We start from the raw sequence: 15932 nt of genomic DNA, 5'->3' as shown, positions 1-15932 counted from the left end.
TAAAGGCGGCTGATTATTTTGCCGCAGAACGGCTGATTTCAATCAGCTCCTGCTCGCCGGGAAAATCCGGTAGTAACCAGATTTTTTCAAAACAATGGTGGGGCAGTTTCAGATGGCGGACAATGGGTAAAAAATCATCGCGGTTCCACAGCGGACTGGCATTGCGGATAACCAGCCAGACGCGTTTGGAGTGATAACGCTTGCGCGCTTTATTCACCAGAATACGGTTAAGTGCAGTGTGCAGTTTACGGCCGCTTTCCAGACTGGCGAGGTCGGCGAGATAACTCCACAGATGGTCATCGCCATGGTAGTGATTATGATCGGTTTCCCGCGGGTGGTCGCCAGAGGCAATACGTGCTTCATTCTCGCTGGCATATAAATGTGCGATTTCCAGATCCAGCGCTTCGCCCTGTAAATAACAGGAAATATCCGGCTTGGCCGGTTCGTTATGCCAGATATGACGGATTGGCTGATGAAATTCCCGCTCATAGGCCCGCATAAAGAGCTTGGCCGCATCACGTTCCAGCCGTCGCTTCTCCGTATCGGAGTGACTTAACGGTTTACCGTCCTGGGTGTGGTGAATATCTGAGGTCATAAAGGCTCCGTCTGACGCCATCGCAGCAGGCCGGAAAGCGCCCCTGTCTGCACCCCCGGCCTTCGCGTATGATAATCAATGTTTATCTTCCGCAAAGAATACTATGCCTGAGTTATCTGTTGATGTGTTGCTTTTGTTAGCGCTGGTGGCCGGTGCGGCGGGTTTTATTGATGCCATTGCCGGAGGAGGCGGGCTGCTGACCATCCCGGCCCTGCTGGTCGCCGGGCTGAATCCGGTGCAGGCGATTGCCACCAATAAGCTGCAGGCGTGCTTTGGCAGCTTTACCGCAACCCGGTTTTTTATCCGTGAAGGGTTGGTAAATCCCGGCAGGCAGCGCTGGAGTATTGCCCTGACCGCAGCAGGGGCGGCGGCGGGTGCTGTGGCTGTGCAGTGGTTCGACAGCGCCTTGCTGGTTGCGGTTATGCCCTATGCCTTAATCATGATTGCTCTTTATTTACTGCTGGCACGTAAAGCAGGAGAAGAGGAAACAAACGCAAGGCTGAGCGCCGGGCAATTTAACGCCAGTGCGGCTCCGGCCGTTGGCTTTTATGATGGTTTTTTCGGGCCGGGTACCGGCACCTTTTTCACTCTGGGTTATTGTCAGCTGCGTGGCATGAATATGCTGCAGGCCACTGCACATGCCAAACTCCTGAATTTCACCACTAATGTTGTTTCACTGTTGATTTTTATTTTATCGGGTCAGATTGCATGGGTTGTCGGTTTAAGCATGGCGCTGGGGCAGGCGCTGGGCGCTCGTCTGGGGGCGGCAACGGCGGTACGGCGCGGCGTGGTGTTTGTCCGTCTGATGACCGTTGCTGTATGCATTGCCATGAGCATCAGCCTGTTGCTTAAGAATGGCTAAGGCCTGTGATTAGCCAGGCCCTGAAATCAAGAGAGAAGAGGAGGCGTTGTGGATGGTCACTGCACCGACCTGTACAGGGAATTCTCTTGAAATTAACAGATGTAACTATTAATGTGGCCGGCGCCAACAATGACGTGGCGTAATGAGATCAGGGATGTCGATGAAAAACTTACCATTTCTTGCCGTAACAATGCTGCTGTCTTTATGTTATGCGACAACGGCTTTGAGTGAAAATAAGCGCTTTGATCATTCACTGGTTCCCTCTTATCTGGTTGCTCTTGGTGCATCTTTCGATCGTATAAAAAATACCCCCATAGTTCAGCGCTGCCTGACCCAGAATCCAGATGATATGGTATCTGCGAATATCGAGTTAAATCGTGAAATGCGGAAAGATATTGCTGTTGTTGAGAACGCCGATGAATTATTTCAGTTTATTTCCTGGGATTTTAACGGGGATGATCCGAGTGGCTATCTGCTAAATGATGGCCCGCTCTATTTCGATACTACAGAAGTGGCGGCTGACGGTGAGGACTATCCAGGTATTATCGTTGGAAGGTTCTTAAAACCTGTATATGAATTAATATCAAAGCCAATTGATGCATTGTCTGATTTAAATGATTCCTCTTTGGCAGTGTATTCCAATGGGCTTGCTCCTTTCCGTGATCGTTGCGGGGATGGTTACATTTCCAGGATACAGATGGGAATACAGGCTGGTTTTCGGATAAAAGTGTTATCGGTTGAAGGATCATCTGTTGTCAGTAAAGCCGACGTTGTCCGGTTATCTGAAAGTCTGTCTGAGATAATGGATGGCAATGTCACTGATATCGAAAAGCAGGATATGCTTTCAAAGCATAAAAAATATCAATTGGGATTTTCTATTAGTACCAGTGGGTTAAACCCAGGTTCTGACTTCAGCGTAATTGTGCTGAGCCTTGGTGAATTTATAGACTTTGTTAACGGATTGTATAATGACAGCTATTATTCTCCTATTCCGGTTTATACTTTTGTCAGTGATTACCCATTTGAAACATTATCTGTTGAAAGTGAGCGTCGTAATTACACACGCTGGCTGCAGGTGCAATCTTCTCTTGATAAGCGTTGCAGTCGCTTCTGGGGGATGGGGAATGACTGGTGGCTGCACCGCCAACTGGCGAATAATCTTCTGGACAATGGTACAGCAATCGAAGATTCATGCCGTGCGGCTTTTGATCTTGCTAAAGAAAAAACTGCCCAGTGTTCAGATGCCGATAAATTTGCTTTATGCGACGCGCCGGTATCTCAGACCTGCACGTATCAGGGAATGGCGTGTTCTGAGATTATGGATGGATCGCTGATTCCTGAGTGGATGCCGGTAACTGTTCATAAGCGTTACGCTAAACGGTTCCGGTCGGGAAAAACCCATGTCCGTAAAGTTACCTTGTGTTTACCTGAGGACGCTGTATTTGATATCAGTCGCAGTGATTCCGGATACCACAGAACGTCAAATCATAAGAATTACCGGCATAGCCATGTTCAGCTGTCTCACCGTTGCTCTGAGACAACGTTCAGAATTAAGAAGAAAAAAGGCATTAATTTCAGCTCAGATATTTATTTATATGGTCTGAAAGCCAATCCTACAGCGATACTCGATGAGTTCTGAAGTCCTGGCTGACAGCCGGTTTCTCTGTGAGCTAAAAGCAGGCGGTTGAGGCGCCTGACCGCCACCGCCTGCGCCCAGTAGGGCGCAGTAGAGATAGGGCTGTCAATGTGCATGATTATCAGCCTGCTACTGAAAAATCAGTTTTATTTCCGATTCAGTGTTTAGCGGAAAACCTCAATATCACGCTCAGTGGCGGGAATTGACATGTTAATCTGCGCTTCTTACTGGATTTATCATCAAAACAGTCAGAAAGCTGTTTTTGATAGCTGTTATCAATGGCAGCATCCGATGCTATCTCCTATAACTATATAAAGCTCAATATTCAGTGTTCATCGGTTCAGCTTCCGCTGATCCGGTAAGACAAGGACAGCACACACATGTCTAATGATGCCTTCGTTTTCAGTGACGATGAATGTAAAACATTCCCGCTACAGGCTCATGCCAGCTGGAAGATTCTCAGTGTTGAAGATGATCCTGTCTATCAGGCTTCATTGCTGCATGGTTTAAGCGGTCTGCAATTCAAAGGTGAGGATGTTGAGGTTCTGACCGCGGCCTCTGCTGCGCAGGCAGCCGATTTGCTCGGGGAGCATGACGATATCGCCGTAATGCTGCTGGATGTGGTGATGGAGCAGGATGACGCCGGCCTGCGACTGGTCAGCTCTGTTCGCGAGGTTCTGGGCAACTCGGCAATCCGTATCGTGCTGCTGACCGGACAACCCGGTGTGGCTCCTGAGGCTGACGTCATGCGTCAGTACGACATTGATGAATACTGGAACAAAGCGGACCTGAACCGCGAAAAGCTGCATTCTGTGGTGGGCAGTCATCTGCGTACCTGGCACTACATGATGGAGCTGAACCGCGCGCAGCGGGGCTTGCAGCTGATATTAGATGCTTCCCGTAATCTGCACAGCAAACAGGAACTGGGTTCACTGACCCAGGCAGTACTGACTAATATTGGCCGTATTATTGGTGCGGGAGTCAGCGGTATTGTTTGTATGGGGCATTTCCGCAATATGCAGTTAAGTGATGCCAGGGTGATCGCAACGACTGTCGACTATCATGGCATGCTTGAGAAAAACCTTACGGATTTTCCGGCTGATGAACGGATGGCGACCTTAAGGTCGGCCATTACTGCGCAATGCCACCAGTTTCATGCAGATCATACAGTTCTTTATTTTGAAACCCATGCTATTGATGGGGCCGAATATCTGGTTCTGGTTGATGGTATTGCAGAACTGACTCCTGCCCATATTAATTTGCTGCGGGTTTTCAGCGAAAATGTGCGCAGTGGCTTTTCTAACGTTGCCCTGCTTAATCGTGTCAGTCGTTTGGCCTATTTTGATGATCTTCTGAATATTCGTAACCGTAACGGTTTACTGCGTGAGCTGGATTCTCTGAACGACGATGACCGGCGCGACAATGTGCTGCTGCTGGTGAAGATCAAAAGCTTTCAGGATGCGATGATCACCTTTGGTGAGCGCTATTGTGACAATCTGCTTAAAGCAACCTGCGAAGCTTTGCGGCAGAAACTGCCGGGATTCAGCTGTTTTTCAACGATCAGCACAGGCTCATTTGCTCTGGTTTTTAATCATGACAGCCAGCCCGATGATGAGTTGTTACTGCAGATTTTTGATCAGCCGCTGATGCTATCCGGCGTGCAGCATCATATTCAGTTAATCTTCTGTAAAATCGAACTGAATTTACTTCAGGATGCTTCTCCTCAGGAAACCTTACATCTGGCTGAGGTTACGTTGTCAGTAGGAGAAAGTTACAACCTGAACTTAATTGGCTATACACCGGGCTATCGCGAAAAAATAACCGCCAGTCATCTGCAATTACTTGAGTTACAGCAGGCATTACAGAATCGCGATCTCTTCATTATGCTGCAGCCTAAAGTGGCATTGGTGAACAATAAGGTACTGGGTTTTGAAGCCTTAGTACGCTGGCGGAACAGCAATGGCGACTATATTCCACCGGATGTTTTTATTCCCCTCGCAGAGGCCTCCGGGTTAATCCGCAGTCTTGATCTTCATGTGCTTCAGCTGACCTTTGCTGCCATAAAACAGCTGGCTGATGCTGGTTTTGAACTACCGGTATCATTTAATGCCAGCGTATCAGATTTAAATAACCGCGATTATATCCAGAGTATTTTTCAGGCTATTGAAGAGAAGAGTATCAACCCTGCTTTATTGGATATTGAAGTAACAGAATCACAGGCTATGACCGACTACCGTGGTTTTGATACATTGCTGCGCCGGTTTATGTCATTGGGAATGTCTGTCAGCATCGATGATTTTGGAACGGGTTATTCCTCGCTTGCACATATCACCAGACTACCTGCAACCACATTAAAAATAGACCGGTCTTTTGTTCAGGGAATCGAAGAGTCAGAAGAAGACCGGCATGCGGTTGAAATGGTTGTAAGAATAGGTCAGCGTTTTGGCTATCATATTGTTGCTGAAGGCGTAGAAACCAAAGCTCAGAGCGAGTGGTTACAACAGGTTGGTTGTTCTGTCGGGCAAGGCTATCTGTTTTCCCGGCCAATGACAGTGGATGATGCGATTGCATGGCTTCACACGAACCGCTGAAACATACGGAGCCGGCCTCTGGTTTTGCCGCCGAGGCTCTTTCTGTTTTTCCATACTATTCTGTTCCCGCACAGCGAAAGCAGGGCATCCGGCTTCTCTTATTGCTGTTACTGATTGCTTTTGTATCGGCATTTACCGTCAACTATTTATTACGCCAGTCATATATCCACGATATTAACGAAAAGCACGATCATATTATCGCTTCGGCCTCGGTGCACCTGAGCCGGGAGCTGGGCGATGTGCGTAATATTGTCTCACTGCTTTACCATGATCGTGATATTCATCAGGGGCTGAGCGCTGAAGGGCCAATCAACACCGCGATTCTGGCGCAACGATTCTCAGGGTTTGCTCAATCTCTGGACAATGTTCTGCAGATCCGCTGGCTTGATATTCAGGGCAATGAGCGGGTGCGTATCGACGTTGATAAAGATTCCGTGCGTCAGTTACCAGATTCAGAGCTGCAGAATAAAGCCAGTCGCTATTATTTTCGTGATGCAATGCAGGTAGAACCACCAGCAGTGTATTTTTCCGGACTGGATCTGAATGTTGAAAACGGAGCCATTGTCCAGCCATATCAACCAACACTCCGTGCCGGTATCCGTACTGGGGTTGATGATGGAAAACAACCCGGCCTGCTATTGATTAATTATGATTTTCGCCGCTTGCTGGAATCCCTGCGTAATTTATCAGAGGAACAGTCAGCCTTATTGATTGCCGATGCAGGTGGTTACTGGGTTCTGCACCCTCAAGCCGAGCAGGAGTGGGGGCATGACCTCGGTCAGAATAAGTATAACCTGAGCATGCAGAATCAGGCTTTGTGGAAACGCCTGCGGGAAATTTCTGTTATTTCAGGGGAGGTTCTTGCTGGTCAGTTAATCAGTGCCATGAAAATAAATCTTGGGCAATCCACCAGTCAGGAGAGTGCCACACCGGTCTATTTGATTGTGCAGACAACGGCAGAATTTATGTCGGCTGTTAACTGGCGGTCGATATGGCCAGGATTATTACTTGCCGCAGTTATCATTCTGGTTGGTGGCCGTTTGCTGCACCATGATTTACTGCAACAGTACCAGCGTTACCTGCTTAACCGACAACTCCAGCAGGAAAAAGAAGCACTGGAAGTTACAAATGCAAAGTTGGATATCAGCTTGTACGAGCAAAGTATTCTGCAGGATGAATTGGTTGAAACGCGTAAATTATCTGCGCTTGGGATGATGGTCGCAGGCGTTGCTCATGAGCTTAATACTCCGGTAGGTGGAGCACTGATGCTAACATCAACATTGGAAACTCATCTGACCCAGCTGACTAAGGCTGTTGATACGGGATTAAGCCGTCAGGCGCTGGCCGATTATATTCTCCACAGTCAGGAAGGACTTAAATTACTGGATGAGAATCTGAAACGGGCAAAAATCCGTGTTGAGAGTTTTAAACGTCTGGCAATCGACCGTGCCAGTGACGATATCGTTGAATTTCGTCTGCGCCAGGTATGCGACGATTTATTGCGCTCTTTACAGGTTATGCTCACCCACTCTGGTGTAAAAGTCGTCACACATATTGCCGAAGACCTCCGTCTTGTCGGTTATCCGGGTATTGTTTCACAGATACTGCAAAACCTTATTGTTAATGCCGTGGTGCATGGCTTTGCTGATATGACGGGCGGTCAGATCGAACTCCGTGCTGAGACTAATGAGCAGGATCAGGTGATATTGCGCGTATCAGATAATGGCAGCGGGGTGCGCTCGGATATTGCCGGCCGGATGTTTGATCCGTTTGTGACCAGTGCCCGGGGGCAGGGTTCAAGCGGACTGGGTCTGCACCTTGTCCATCAGTGGGTAACGCGTCTGTTGCATGGCAGTATTCGAGCCGAAGAACCAGCAGAGGGCGGGCTGTCCTTTTTGATCGTTTTCCCGCGCCATATCAGCGCCGATTAATCGGCCTCGTTTTTGTTGTTTGCCGCTCTGCTATGATGCCGGCAGGGTTTTCTCCATCAGCACCAGACTCAATGCATCCTGCAATGGTGTACCGACCGCCAGTTGTTTGGGGAAAGGAGCCCGTGAGGGCGTCAGCTGATATCCGCGTCTCTGATAATAGGCAATTAAATCTTCCCGTGGTGCCAGTACCTGCATCTGCATGGTTGTGCAATTCAGATCAGAGGCGAAGGTTTCGCCCCAGGATAGTAACTGCTTACCCAGCCCCTGTGCCTGATAGTGCGGATGTACGGCAAAGCTGCCGAATTCACAGCGGCTCTGGTTGTCCGCGGGTATCGATGCGGCAGTGGATTCGTTTTTCAGTATCAGAGAAAAGCAGGCGATAATGTCGGCATTATTTTTAATGCAGAAAAAATTCACATCCGCACGATGAATAAAGGCGAGTAAATCGTCGGGCTGAATACGCTGACCAGCGACCAGACCGACTTCTGAAGTCCAGCCCTGTAATTGCGTTTCAGTGCCGTCTTCGCTGCCGCGATAACACAGATTCATCAATGCACAGAGTGCCGGTACATCGGCGTCTGCCGAAGGCTGGAGCAGCAGAGGATGTAAAAAGGAAGAATCAGGCATGACGGTGTAATTCATAGTATCATTCATACTCTGCTGCTGGACAAAAGTTGGCCGTATTATAACCGGTCACGATATGACTTCTAAAATATTAAACAGAAGGACATATGAAAGGGATGCCACTGCCGGTTAAAATCCGGTTTACCAAAAAATGCCAACGTTGCATGCGATCTTTCCCTCACCTGGCCAGAGCTTGTCCGCATTGCCGGGATATTACTGATGGCGCTGAGCTGGAAGCCTTTATTCAGTGTTATCAGCAGGAGCTGGCTGAAAGTCGCGGACTGGGGAATATTTTTCTTTTTCTCGCTGCGCTGCTGCTTCTGGCACTTCTCGTAATGTCTGTGACGTAAATAAAAAAAACGGCTGCACCGGCAGCCGTTTTTACGCTCATTACCTGCTGTTTAAACCCGGCGCACTTTAATAGCACGGCCTTTAATACGGGTTTTCTGCAGATGATTCAGGGCGATTCTGGCCTGATCGCGCTGGACTGCAACATAAGCGGCGTAATCCAGTACTTCAATTTTACCGACAGCACTGCCGGCAATACCGCCGGGTGAGGTCAGGGCACCGAGAATATCGCCGGGGCGCAGTTTATCTTTACGACCCGCCGCCAGACACAGGCTGACGTTGGCTGGCTTTTCTGCCTGCAGCATAACATCGCTGAGTTCACTGATTGGCATCAGCGGAATATCGCGGCCCTGTTGTTCGGCAATGGCGGCGCGTTTGTAGTCTTCGCGTTCGGTAGCAATAGAGATTGCCAGACCTTCTTTACCGGCGCGGCCGGTACGGCCGATACGGTGTACATAGACTTCCGGGTCGCGCGGTAATTCGTAGTTGATCACCGCTGGCAGATCATCGACATCCAGACCACGGGCAGCGACATCGGTTGCCACCAGAAAATTGGTGCTGTTCTGTTTGAACTGCACATAGACCTGATCGCGGTCACGCTGATCCAGATCGCCGTGCAGGGCGAGGGCGATAAACCCCATATCGCGCAATATCTGGGTGACTTCTTCGGTTGCCTGTTTGGTATTGCAGAACACCACGGCCTGCTGAATACCAAAGTGGCTTAATACCCGTGCCAGTGCCTGTTCTTTTTCATTGCGTTCGCAGATGACCAGATGCTGCTCGATGCTGTTGCTCTGATGCACGGCTTCGACTTTGACATTCAGCGGGTTGTGCTGAAATTCGGCACTTAACTGGCTGATGTTTTCCGGATATGTGGCCGAAAACAGCAGGGTCTGACGGTTGGCCGGGGTGTGCGCCACAATATGATGAATGTCGTCGGTAAAACCCATATCGAGCATGCGGTCGGCTTCGTCCAGCACCAGTGTTTGCACCTGATCAATTTTCAGGGTTTCTTTGCGCAGGTGATCTTTAATCCGCCCCGGTGTGCCGACCACGATGTGCGCGCCGTGTTCCAGCGAGCCGATTTGTGGGCCAATTGACACACCGCCACACAGCACCACCACTTTAATATTGGCCTGAAAGCGTGCCAGCTTGCGGATTTCTTCCGCCACCTGAGTGCTGAGTTCGCGGGTCGGGCACAATACCAGCGCCTGCACACCAAAAAAGCGCGGATTAATTTTGCTTAATAACGGCAGACCAAAGGCGGCGGTTTTACCGCTGCCGGTTTTGGCCTGGGCAAGAATATCCTGACCGGCCAGTGCCGCCGGCAGAGTCTGCTGCTGTACCGGCGTCATCTGGCTGTAGCCCATGCGCTCAAGATTCTGCAACTGGCTGGCAGGCAGATCGAGCTGACTGAAGGATGAAGATGCGGTGCTGTTCATGAAGGGTTTTTCCGGGTCAGGACCACACCGGTTTCGATATGGTCGGTATAGGGGAACTGATCAAACAGCGCAAAGCGTCTGATCTCGTGGGTGTTGCACAGCACCTGCAGGTTGTCGTGCAGGGTATTGGGGTTACAGGAGATATAAATAATATTGTCGTAGCCCTGCACCTGTTTCACCGATTCATCATCCAGCCCGGCGCGTGGCGGATCGACCAGCACGGTACGGAAATCGTAGCTGCTTAAATCGACACCAGACAGCCGCTCAAAGGTGCGCTCGCCGCGCAGGGCCTGCACAAATTCTTCGCTGGATAAACGCGCAATCACTACGTTATCAAGCTGGTTATCGGCGATATTGACCTGGGCGGCCGCGACCGAGGTTTTGGAAATTTCGGTCGCCAGTACGCGGCGGAAGCTATTGGCCAGTGCCATGGAGAAATTACCGTTGCCGCAATACAGCTCCAGCAGGTCGGATGACGGCTCGCCGTTGTTATCACTATTGTTGATGTCAGCCGCGGCAGAACGTGCCCAGCTCAGCATCTGCTGATTCATCTCGCCATTGGGTTGGGTGAAGCCACCTTCAATCTGGCGGTAGTGCAGGGTCTTGCCGTCCACCTGCAGGGCCTCGTTCACATAATCGCGTTCCAGCACCAGCTTTTGTTTACGCGAGCGGCCAACAATCGGGAAGCCCAGACGGGCCTGCAGTGCTTCGGCTTCGGCGCGCCATTCATCGCCTAATGGCTTGTGATAAATCAGCGTGATCAGGGCATCACCGCTCAGGGTGGTTAAAAACTCGACCTGAAACAGTTTGCGGCGCAGCAGCTCGTTCGGCTGGATGTCTTCCAGCAGGCGGGTCATCAGCTCGTTGATCAGGCGTGAGGCAATAGGGAACTCACGCACTTCATAGACTTTGCTTTTATCGCCCGGCTCAAACATGGCGTAAAAACAGCGGTCGCCATCGTGCCACAGACGGAATTCCGCGCGCAGGCGGAAATGGCTCGGGGCACTGGCATGCACCTGTAATGACGGCGGATTAAAGTCGGCAAACAGATCGCGCAGACGCTGTGCTTTTACCTCCAGCAGCTCGGCATAATGCTCAGGGTTTACATGGTGCTGGTAGGGGTCACGCTGTTGCATAGGTCGCCTGTGTGAAATCGGGTTGTGCGGAAGTCGGGTGCATTGTGCCTGTGTATCGTTGTTTACGCGGGTTTGGCCCCGGGGCGCGCTGCATCTGCGGATGCGGGCGGAGGCAAAATCCCATTGCAAAAAGGCCGCGTATTATACGGATTGCACGCTATTGTGCATCTTTTAACCTCAGGATGCCGGTTTTAACCTCCGGATGCCGCTTTGTCGCCGCTCAGGCACGGATAATCTCCCCTGAATGACCCGGGAATGGCAATTTCAGCCTTTTAGCAGGTCTGGTTGTCAGATGCGGCACTGGGCCAGACTGCCATGTTGTGAGATAAAGACGCAGATGGATGATTGGTTTATCCAATCAGGGCTTCATTCAGAGGATGTCACGGCGGCCAATGTGTCGCCGTACTGAATCCGTATTGTGTGAAACATTAGGGCCTGTCGACACTAATTAAACAGACTGTTATTGGCTAAAAATATCTCAGGCAAGGCGCTGAGAGTGTGGCCTAACGGGTTAAGCGAGCGAGCAGCAACGCTGGATGAGGGATTTTTAGCCATAACCCTTCGGGCTGAGGCCAGTTTTCCCCATGAACATCGTCGTTCGTCATTCATTTAGCCCGCTAATATCACTCCTCTCTCCTTGTTCTGAGAAAAACTGGCTCTCAGCAGGCCGGATTTACTTAGTGTCGACAGGCCCTAACAAACAGAAAAAGCTGGTCAGGCCGGTCAACAGTGCCCGCCAGCGATGATTTTAATAAGAAAAGGTGGCGTCAGGGCAGTAACGTCCGCCCGCGTCCGCCCGTTAAGGCAGGGTTTAGTATGAGCAATGTATTGGCAGAATTGATTGAGCTGTTAAAGCTGGAAGCCATTGGCGTAAACCGTTTCCGTGGTCAGAGCCAGGATCTGGGCTTCCGTAATTTGTTCGGCGGTCAGGTGCTGGGGCAGAGTTTATCGGCAGCCATTCAGACGCTGACTGAGGGCGATTGGGCCCCACACTCACTGCATGCTTATTTTCTGCGTCCCGGTACAGTGACCGACAGCGTTGAATTTGAAGTGGATGTACTGCGCGATGGCCGCAGTTTTGCCACCAGGCAGGTAAAAGCCAGCCAGAACGGCAAGGCGATTCTGACCATGATGTGCTCGTTCCAGCATCCGGAAGCGGGCTTTGAGCATCAGAATCTGATGCCCGATATCAAAGGCCCGGAAGGCATTCCGTCGCAGCTGGAACTGGCGCGCATGTTCCGCGATTACTTCCCGGAGCGGGTTCGCGATATTTACACCGCCGACCAGCCGATTGAAATCCGCGTGCTCGACCCGGTGAATATTTTTGCGCCACAGAAAAAAGAACCGGTGAAATACGCCTGGATGAAGGCCGATGCGCCCATGGGCGATAACCCCAATGTGCACGCCACCATGCTGGCTTATGCCTCCGACTTCAACCTGATTACCACCGCGCTGCACCCGCATGCGGTATCGGTATCGCAGAAAGACATGCAGGTGGCCAGCCTCGATCACAGCGTCTGGTTCCACCGTCCGCTGCGTATGGATGAATGGCTGTTGTATGCCATCGACAGCCCCAATGCCGGTGGTGCGCGTGGCTTCTGTCGCGGTCAGCTGTTTAACCAGAAGGGCGAGCTGGTGGCTTCGGTGGCGCAGGAAGGTCTGATGCGCAAGATTGATCTGAACGCCAAATCCGGTGAAAGCAAAGCATGAGCCAGATGTTGCGCTCGGCCCTGATGTTTGCCCGCCGTCCCTGGGCCAGACCGGCAACGGCGCTGGATGTATTTCATACCCGTTTCCGCGTCTTGCCCTGGGATTGTGACCTGAATCTGCATTTAACCAATACCCGTTATCCGGCCTGGCTGGATCTGGCGCGCACCGAGTTTTTTCTGCGCCTGGGCACCGGCCCATTATTTGTGCGCAAGGGCTGGCGCTCGGTATTGGCCAGCCAGACTTTAACCTTTGTGCGTGAGATCAAACCGCTGGCGCTGGTGGATGTGGAAAGCCGGGTGCTGCACTGGGACCGTAAGTATTTCTATATGGAGCATCGTTTTCTGGTCGATGGCCGTTTACATGCTAAAGCGCTGGCGCGCATTGCGGTGCTGAAGGGCGGCCGGGTGCGCTCGCTGGCGAGCATGCTGCGGGCCGTCGCGCGTCTGAAAAATGAGCCGGATGAGTTGCAGGAAGCGCCACCGGCACCGCTTGAGGTGCTGGCCAAAATCGAATTGCTGGGAGCCAAACGGCAGGCGGAAGAAGAACGCAGCAGCTGATGCTGTGTGGGTTCTGTTTCAGGCGATAAAGTCGTTCAGGCGGATACCAAAGCGGGCCGGGTCTACGGCCTGCAGTATTTCGTCCTGAGTGGTCGGTTTGCTCAGGTCGATGATCTCAACCGGCAGGTAACGCTGACTGCTGGTGTTATAAATAACCTTTACCAGTGGCAGGCGCTGATCGGTTTCGGATGCTTCAATCACCACCGCCAGCCGCTGACTTTTCAGTTTTACCAGTGAACCTACCGGATAAATGCCCATTGAGCGGATAAAACGGTGTACCAGTGTCTGGTCAAGGTGGGTTCCGCTCCATTCCAGCAGTTTTTTCAGCGCCATCGTCGGTGGCAAGCCTTTGTGATACACGCGGTCGGCAGTGATGGCATCGTAGACATCGGCAATGGCGCACATCTTTCCTTCGCGGCAGATATCGCAGTCGTGCAGGCCTTCCGGGTAGCCGCTGCCATCAATACGCTCGTGGTGCTGGGCGGCGACTTTAATGGTCAGCTCGCTCACCCCCGGTGTCTTTTTCAGCAGCTCGCGGCTGAATACCACGTGGTTGCGCATAATGGCGAATTCATCGTCGTTCAGTTTACCGGGTTTATGCAGTACCTCGTCGGGGATCATCACTTTGCCGATATCATGCAGCATGGCGCCAACCACCGCCTGGTGCATGGTCTCGCGGTCAATCTTCAGGCTTTTGGCAAAGATGCCCATCAGAACGGCAAGATTGATGGAGTGTTCGAGCAGGTAATTGTCTTTTTCGCGGATACGGCCAAGGCAGGCGAGGGCGTTGTGATTACGCAGCACCGAATCGACCATACCATCGGCCAGACGGTCGAAGGCTTCTACATCGATGGCGCGGCCAAGCTTCACATCTTTCAGTACATTGCTGACCAGACCTTTGGCCTGGGTGTGGATTTTATTCGCTTTCAGCAGCTCTTCCTGCACACCGCTGCGGGCTTTCTGATCGGGTTTCAGGGTGGCGGCTTTGTCCAGTGCCTGCTGGTTGGCACGCTCCACTTCGGCGGCGGTCAGAGCATTATCGCCGACATCCAGACCGCGACTGGTGTCGATATACACTTCGCGGATACCACGGCGACGGATTTCGTCGACAATGCTCTGGTCGGGAATGCGACCTTCTTTCTGGTAGTTATGGTGAGGAATCCAGTCGCAGTTCAGGTCTGAGACATACATGTCTGGCTTGAGCTGGTCGACGGAGATTTTTTTGATCATAACGGACTTTCAGAAAAGGGCTTTTCTGAGTATAGACACTGATCGTCCGTCGGCGGTCTTATCGGAAGGTGTAATTGCCGGCCTATTTTACCGGCGATGATGTGTCTGGATTGCTGCTTTCTTCAGCAGGAGTGGTCGTGGTGCGCTCATCCTGTTGCTGCAGTAATTTGCGGGCGGCACTGAAATCAAAGCCGGTATCGTCATTCAGTGCATCGGGGTCGGGACGGATGCCACAGCCGCTGCCTTTAACCGGCAGTAAACCAGCGGTGCCGGGGTGTTTTTTATCACTCATGTGCAGCTCCTGTTTGTCCGGTGGCTGACAGAATTTTGCCACCCTGCAGAGGAGAAATCAGCAGCAACGGATTAATGCGGGCGTTGTTCAGACTGACTGTCCAGTGCAGATGAGGGCCGGTGGCGCGGCCGGTTGCTCCGACCTGACCAAGGCGTTCACCGGCAATAATCTCTTCGCCTTCTTTAACCTCAATAACGCTCATATGGCAGAACATGCTGATCAGCCCCTGGCCATGGTCGATAAAGACGCTGTTACCGTTAAAAAAGAAGTCACCGGTCAGCACCACTTTACCATCCGCCGGCGCCAGAATGGGCGTGCCGGTTGTTGCGGCAATATCCAGCCCGCTGTGCGGGTTGCGCTGTTCACCGTTAAAAAAGCGTTTCAGGCCAAAGGCGCTGCTCATATCGCCACGAATGGGCCAGGCCATAGGCTGCCACGGGCGTGCCGGGCTGAAGCTGGTATAAACCGCCGCCATCTGTGCCTGTTCTTTGCGGATACGCGCCAGCTCTGCGGCGCTGGGGTTTACATGCTTCTTTTTAACCGTCAGATGCTGCTCAGGGTAGGCGTGGTCATTAACGGTAAAACGGATGTTTTTATTGCCGGCTTTGATGCTGGCTTCGCCGGGCTGCTGACTGAGTGGAATACCAACCATGGCCAGCCAGGGTTTTTGCTCGTCCGGGCGGATGACCATCACATTCTGTTGATTGAAGCTTACCTGCGGTGGCTGAATACCATAGCCGACAGGAATAACCGTCAGGCCGCCGGGAATACTCTGTTGTAACGGCAGGGGCCCTTCGGCAGGAACCGGGGTGGCGCTCTGGATCGAACCGGCGGCGAACAGCGAGACGATAAACTGCATCATGCTGTGAAAGAGTTCGGCCATGTTAATCCTCGCTGGTTTTTTCTAGGGCCTGTTAACACTAATTAAACAGGCCTGTTATCGGCTAAAAAATGCTCAAACAAGGCGCTGAGAGTGTG

13 protein-coding genes are annotated in these 15932 nt (G+C 51.6%); 6 read left to right on the top strand and 7 right to left on the bottom strand.

Translation table 11 applies throughout. From position 1 onward, the window contains the following. Positions 1–13: 13 nt before the first annotated feature. The gene (locus tag B3P58_RS08425; RefSeq protein WP_225690645.1) at positions 14–595 is read right to left on the bottom strand and encodes a hypothetical protein; all 582 of its coding nucleotides are present in this window, start codon (positions 593–595) and stop codon (positions 14–16) included. Between the two features lie 103 nt (positions 596–698). Between B3P58_RS08425 and B3P58_RS08420 the strand changes: the two genes are divergently transcribed. The 4 genes from B3P58_RS08420 (at position 699) to B3P58_RS08405 (ending at position 7615) form a co-directional block, all read left to right on the top strand. Further along, on the top strand, positions 699–1457 hold the full coding sequence (locus B3P58_RS08420; protein WP_286716982.1) for a TSUP family transporter: 759 nt from the start codon (positions 699–701) through the stop codon (positions 1455–1457). Positions 1458–1611: 154 nt separating this feature from the next. Next, entirely contained in the window at positions 1612–3096 is a 1485-nt protein-coding gene (locus tag B3P58_RS08415; protein WP_286716981.1) for a hypothetical protein, read from the top strand. Between the two features lie 377 nt (positions 3097–3473). Beyond that, positions 3474–5684 (top strand): EAL domain-containing protein, encoded by a 2211-nt coding sequence (locus B3P58_RS08410; RefSeq protein WP_286716979.1) that lies wholly within the window; start codon positions 3474–3476, stop codon positions 5682–5684. 101 nt (positions 5685–5785) lie between these two features. Then, positions 5786–7615 (top strand): sensor histidine kinase, encoded by a 1830-nt coding sequence (locus tag B3P58_RS08405; RefSeq protein ID WP_286716977.1) that lies wholly within the window; start codon positions 5786–5788, stop codon positions 7613–7615. A gap of 30 nt (positions 7616–7645) precedes the next feature. Here B3P58_RS08405 and B3P58_RS08400 read toward each other — a convergent pair whose 3' ends face one another. The 3 genes from B3P58_RS08400 to trmA all read right to left on the bottom strand — a co-directional run bounded on the left by B3P58_RS08400 (position 7646) and on the right by trmA (position 11165). Further along, positions 7646–8269, bottom strand: a complete 624-nt coding sequence (locus B3P58_RS08400; RefSeq protein ID WP_286716976.1) for a GNAT family N-acetyltransferase — start codon at positions 8267–8269, stop codon at positions 7646–7648. Between the two features lie 371 nt (positions 8270–8640). Beyond that, the gene (gene dbpA / locus B3P58_RS08395; protein WP_286716974.1) at positions 8641–10029 is read right to left on the bottom strand and encodes an ATP-dependent RNA helicase DbpA; all 1389 of its coding nucleotides are present in this window, start codon (positions 10027–10029) and stop codon (positions 8641–8643) included. Then, a complete protein-coding gene (gene trmA, locus B3P58_RS08390; protein WP_286716973.1) occupies positions 10026–11165 on the bottom strand; it encodes a tRNA (uridine(54)-C5)-methyltransferase TrmA in 1140 nt (379 codons plus the stop codon). The genes dbpA and trmA overlap by 4 nt, the downstream gene beginning before the upstream one ends. An 816-nt stretch (positions 11166–11981) precedes the next feature. Between trmA and B3P58_RS08385 the strand changes: the two genes are divergently transcribed. Together B3P58_RS08385 and B3P58_RS08380 are read left to right on the top strand one after the other, a co-directional pair. Further along, complete coding sequence (locus tag B3P58_RS08385) at positions 11982–12875, top strand: acyl-CoA thioesterase (RefSeq protein WP_286716972.1); 894 nt, start codon at positions 11982–11984, stop codon at positions 12873–12875. Then, on the top strand, positions 12872–13432 hold the full coding sequence (locus B3P58_RS08380; RefSeq protein ID WP_286716971.1) for an acyl-CoA thioesterase: 561 nt from the start codon (positions 12872–12874) through the stop codon (positions 13430–13432). The genes B3P58_RS08385 and B3P58_RS08380 overlap by 4 nt, the downstream gene beginning before the upstream one ends. 18 nt (positions 13433–13450) lie before the next feature. Here B3P58_RS08380 and B3P58_RS08375 read toward each other — a convergent pair whose 3' ends face one another. From B3P58_RS08375 to B3P58_RS08365, 3 genes are all read right to left on the bottom strand, one after another. Further along, positions 13451–14662 carry an HD-GYP domain-containing protein gene (locus B3P58_RS08375; RefSeq protein ID WP_145470491.1) on the bottom strand — a complete coding sequence of 404 codons (1212 nt, stop codon included), beginning with the start codon at positions 14660–14662 and terminating at the stop codon, positions 13451–13453. A gap of 82 nt (positions 14663–14744) precedes the next feature. Further along, positions 14745–14954, bottom strand: coding sequence for a hypothetical protein (locus tag B3P58_RS08370; RefSeq protein ID WP_145470493.1), 210 nt, complete (start codon positions 14952–14954; stop codon positions 14745–14747). Beyond that, positions 14947–15837: a M23 family metallopeptidase gene (locus B3P58_RS08365; protein WP_286716970.1), complete on the bottom strand. Its 891-nt coding sequence runs from the start codon at positions 15835–15837 to the stop codon at positions 14947–14949. Before B3P58_RS08365 ends, B3P58_RS08370 begins: the two co-directional genes overlap by 8 nt. Positions 15838–15932: the final 95 nt, after the last annotated feature.

It is taken from the genome of Thalassolituus sp. UBA2009, assembly GCF_002335285.1.
In the GTDB taxonomy this organism is placed as follows: domain Bacteria; phylum Pseudomonadota; class Gammaproteobacteria; order Pseudomonadales; family Oceanobacteraceae; genus Venatoribacter; species Venatoribacter alkanivorans.
This window is presented reverse-complemented; position numbering and strand designations above follow the sequence as displayed.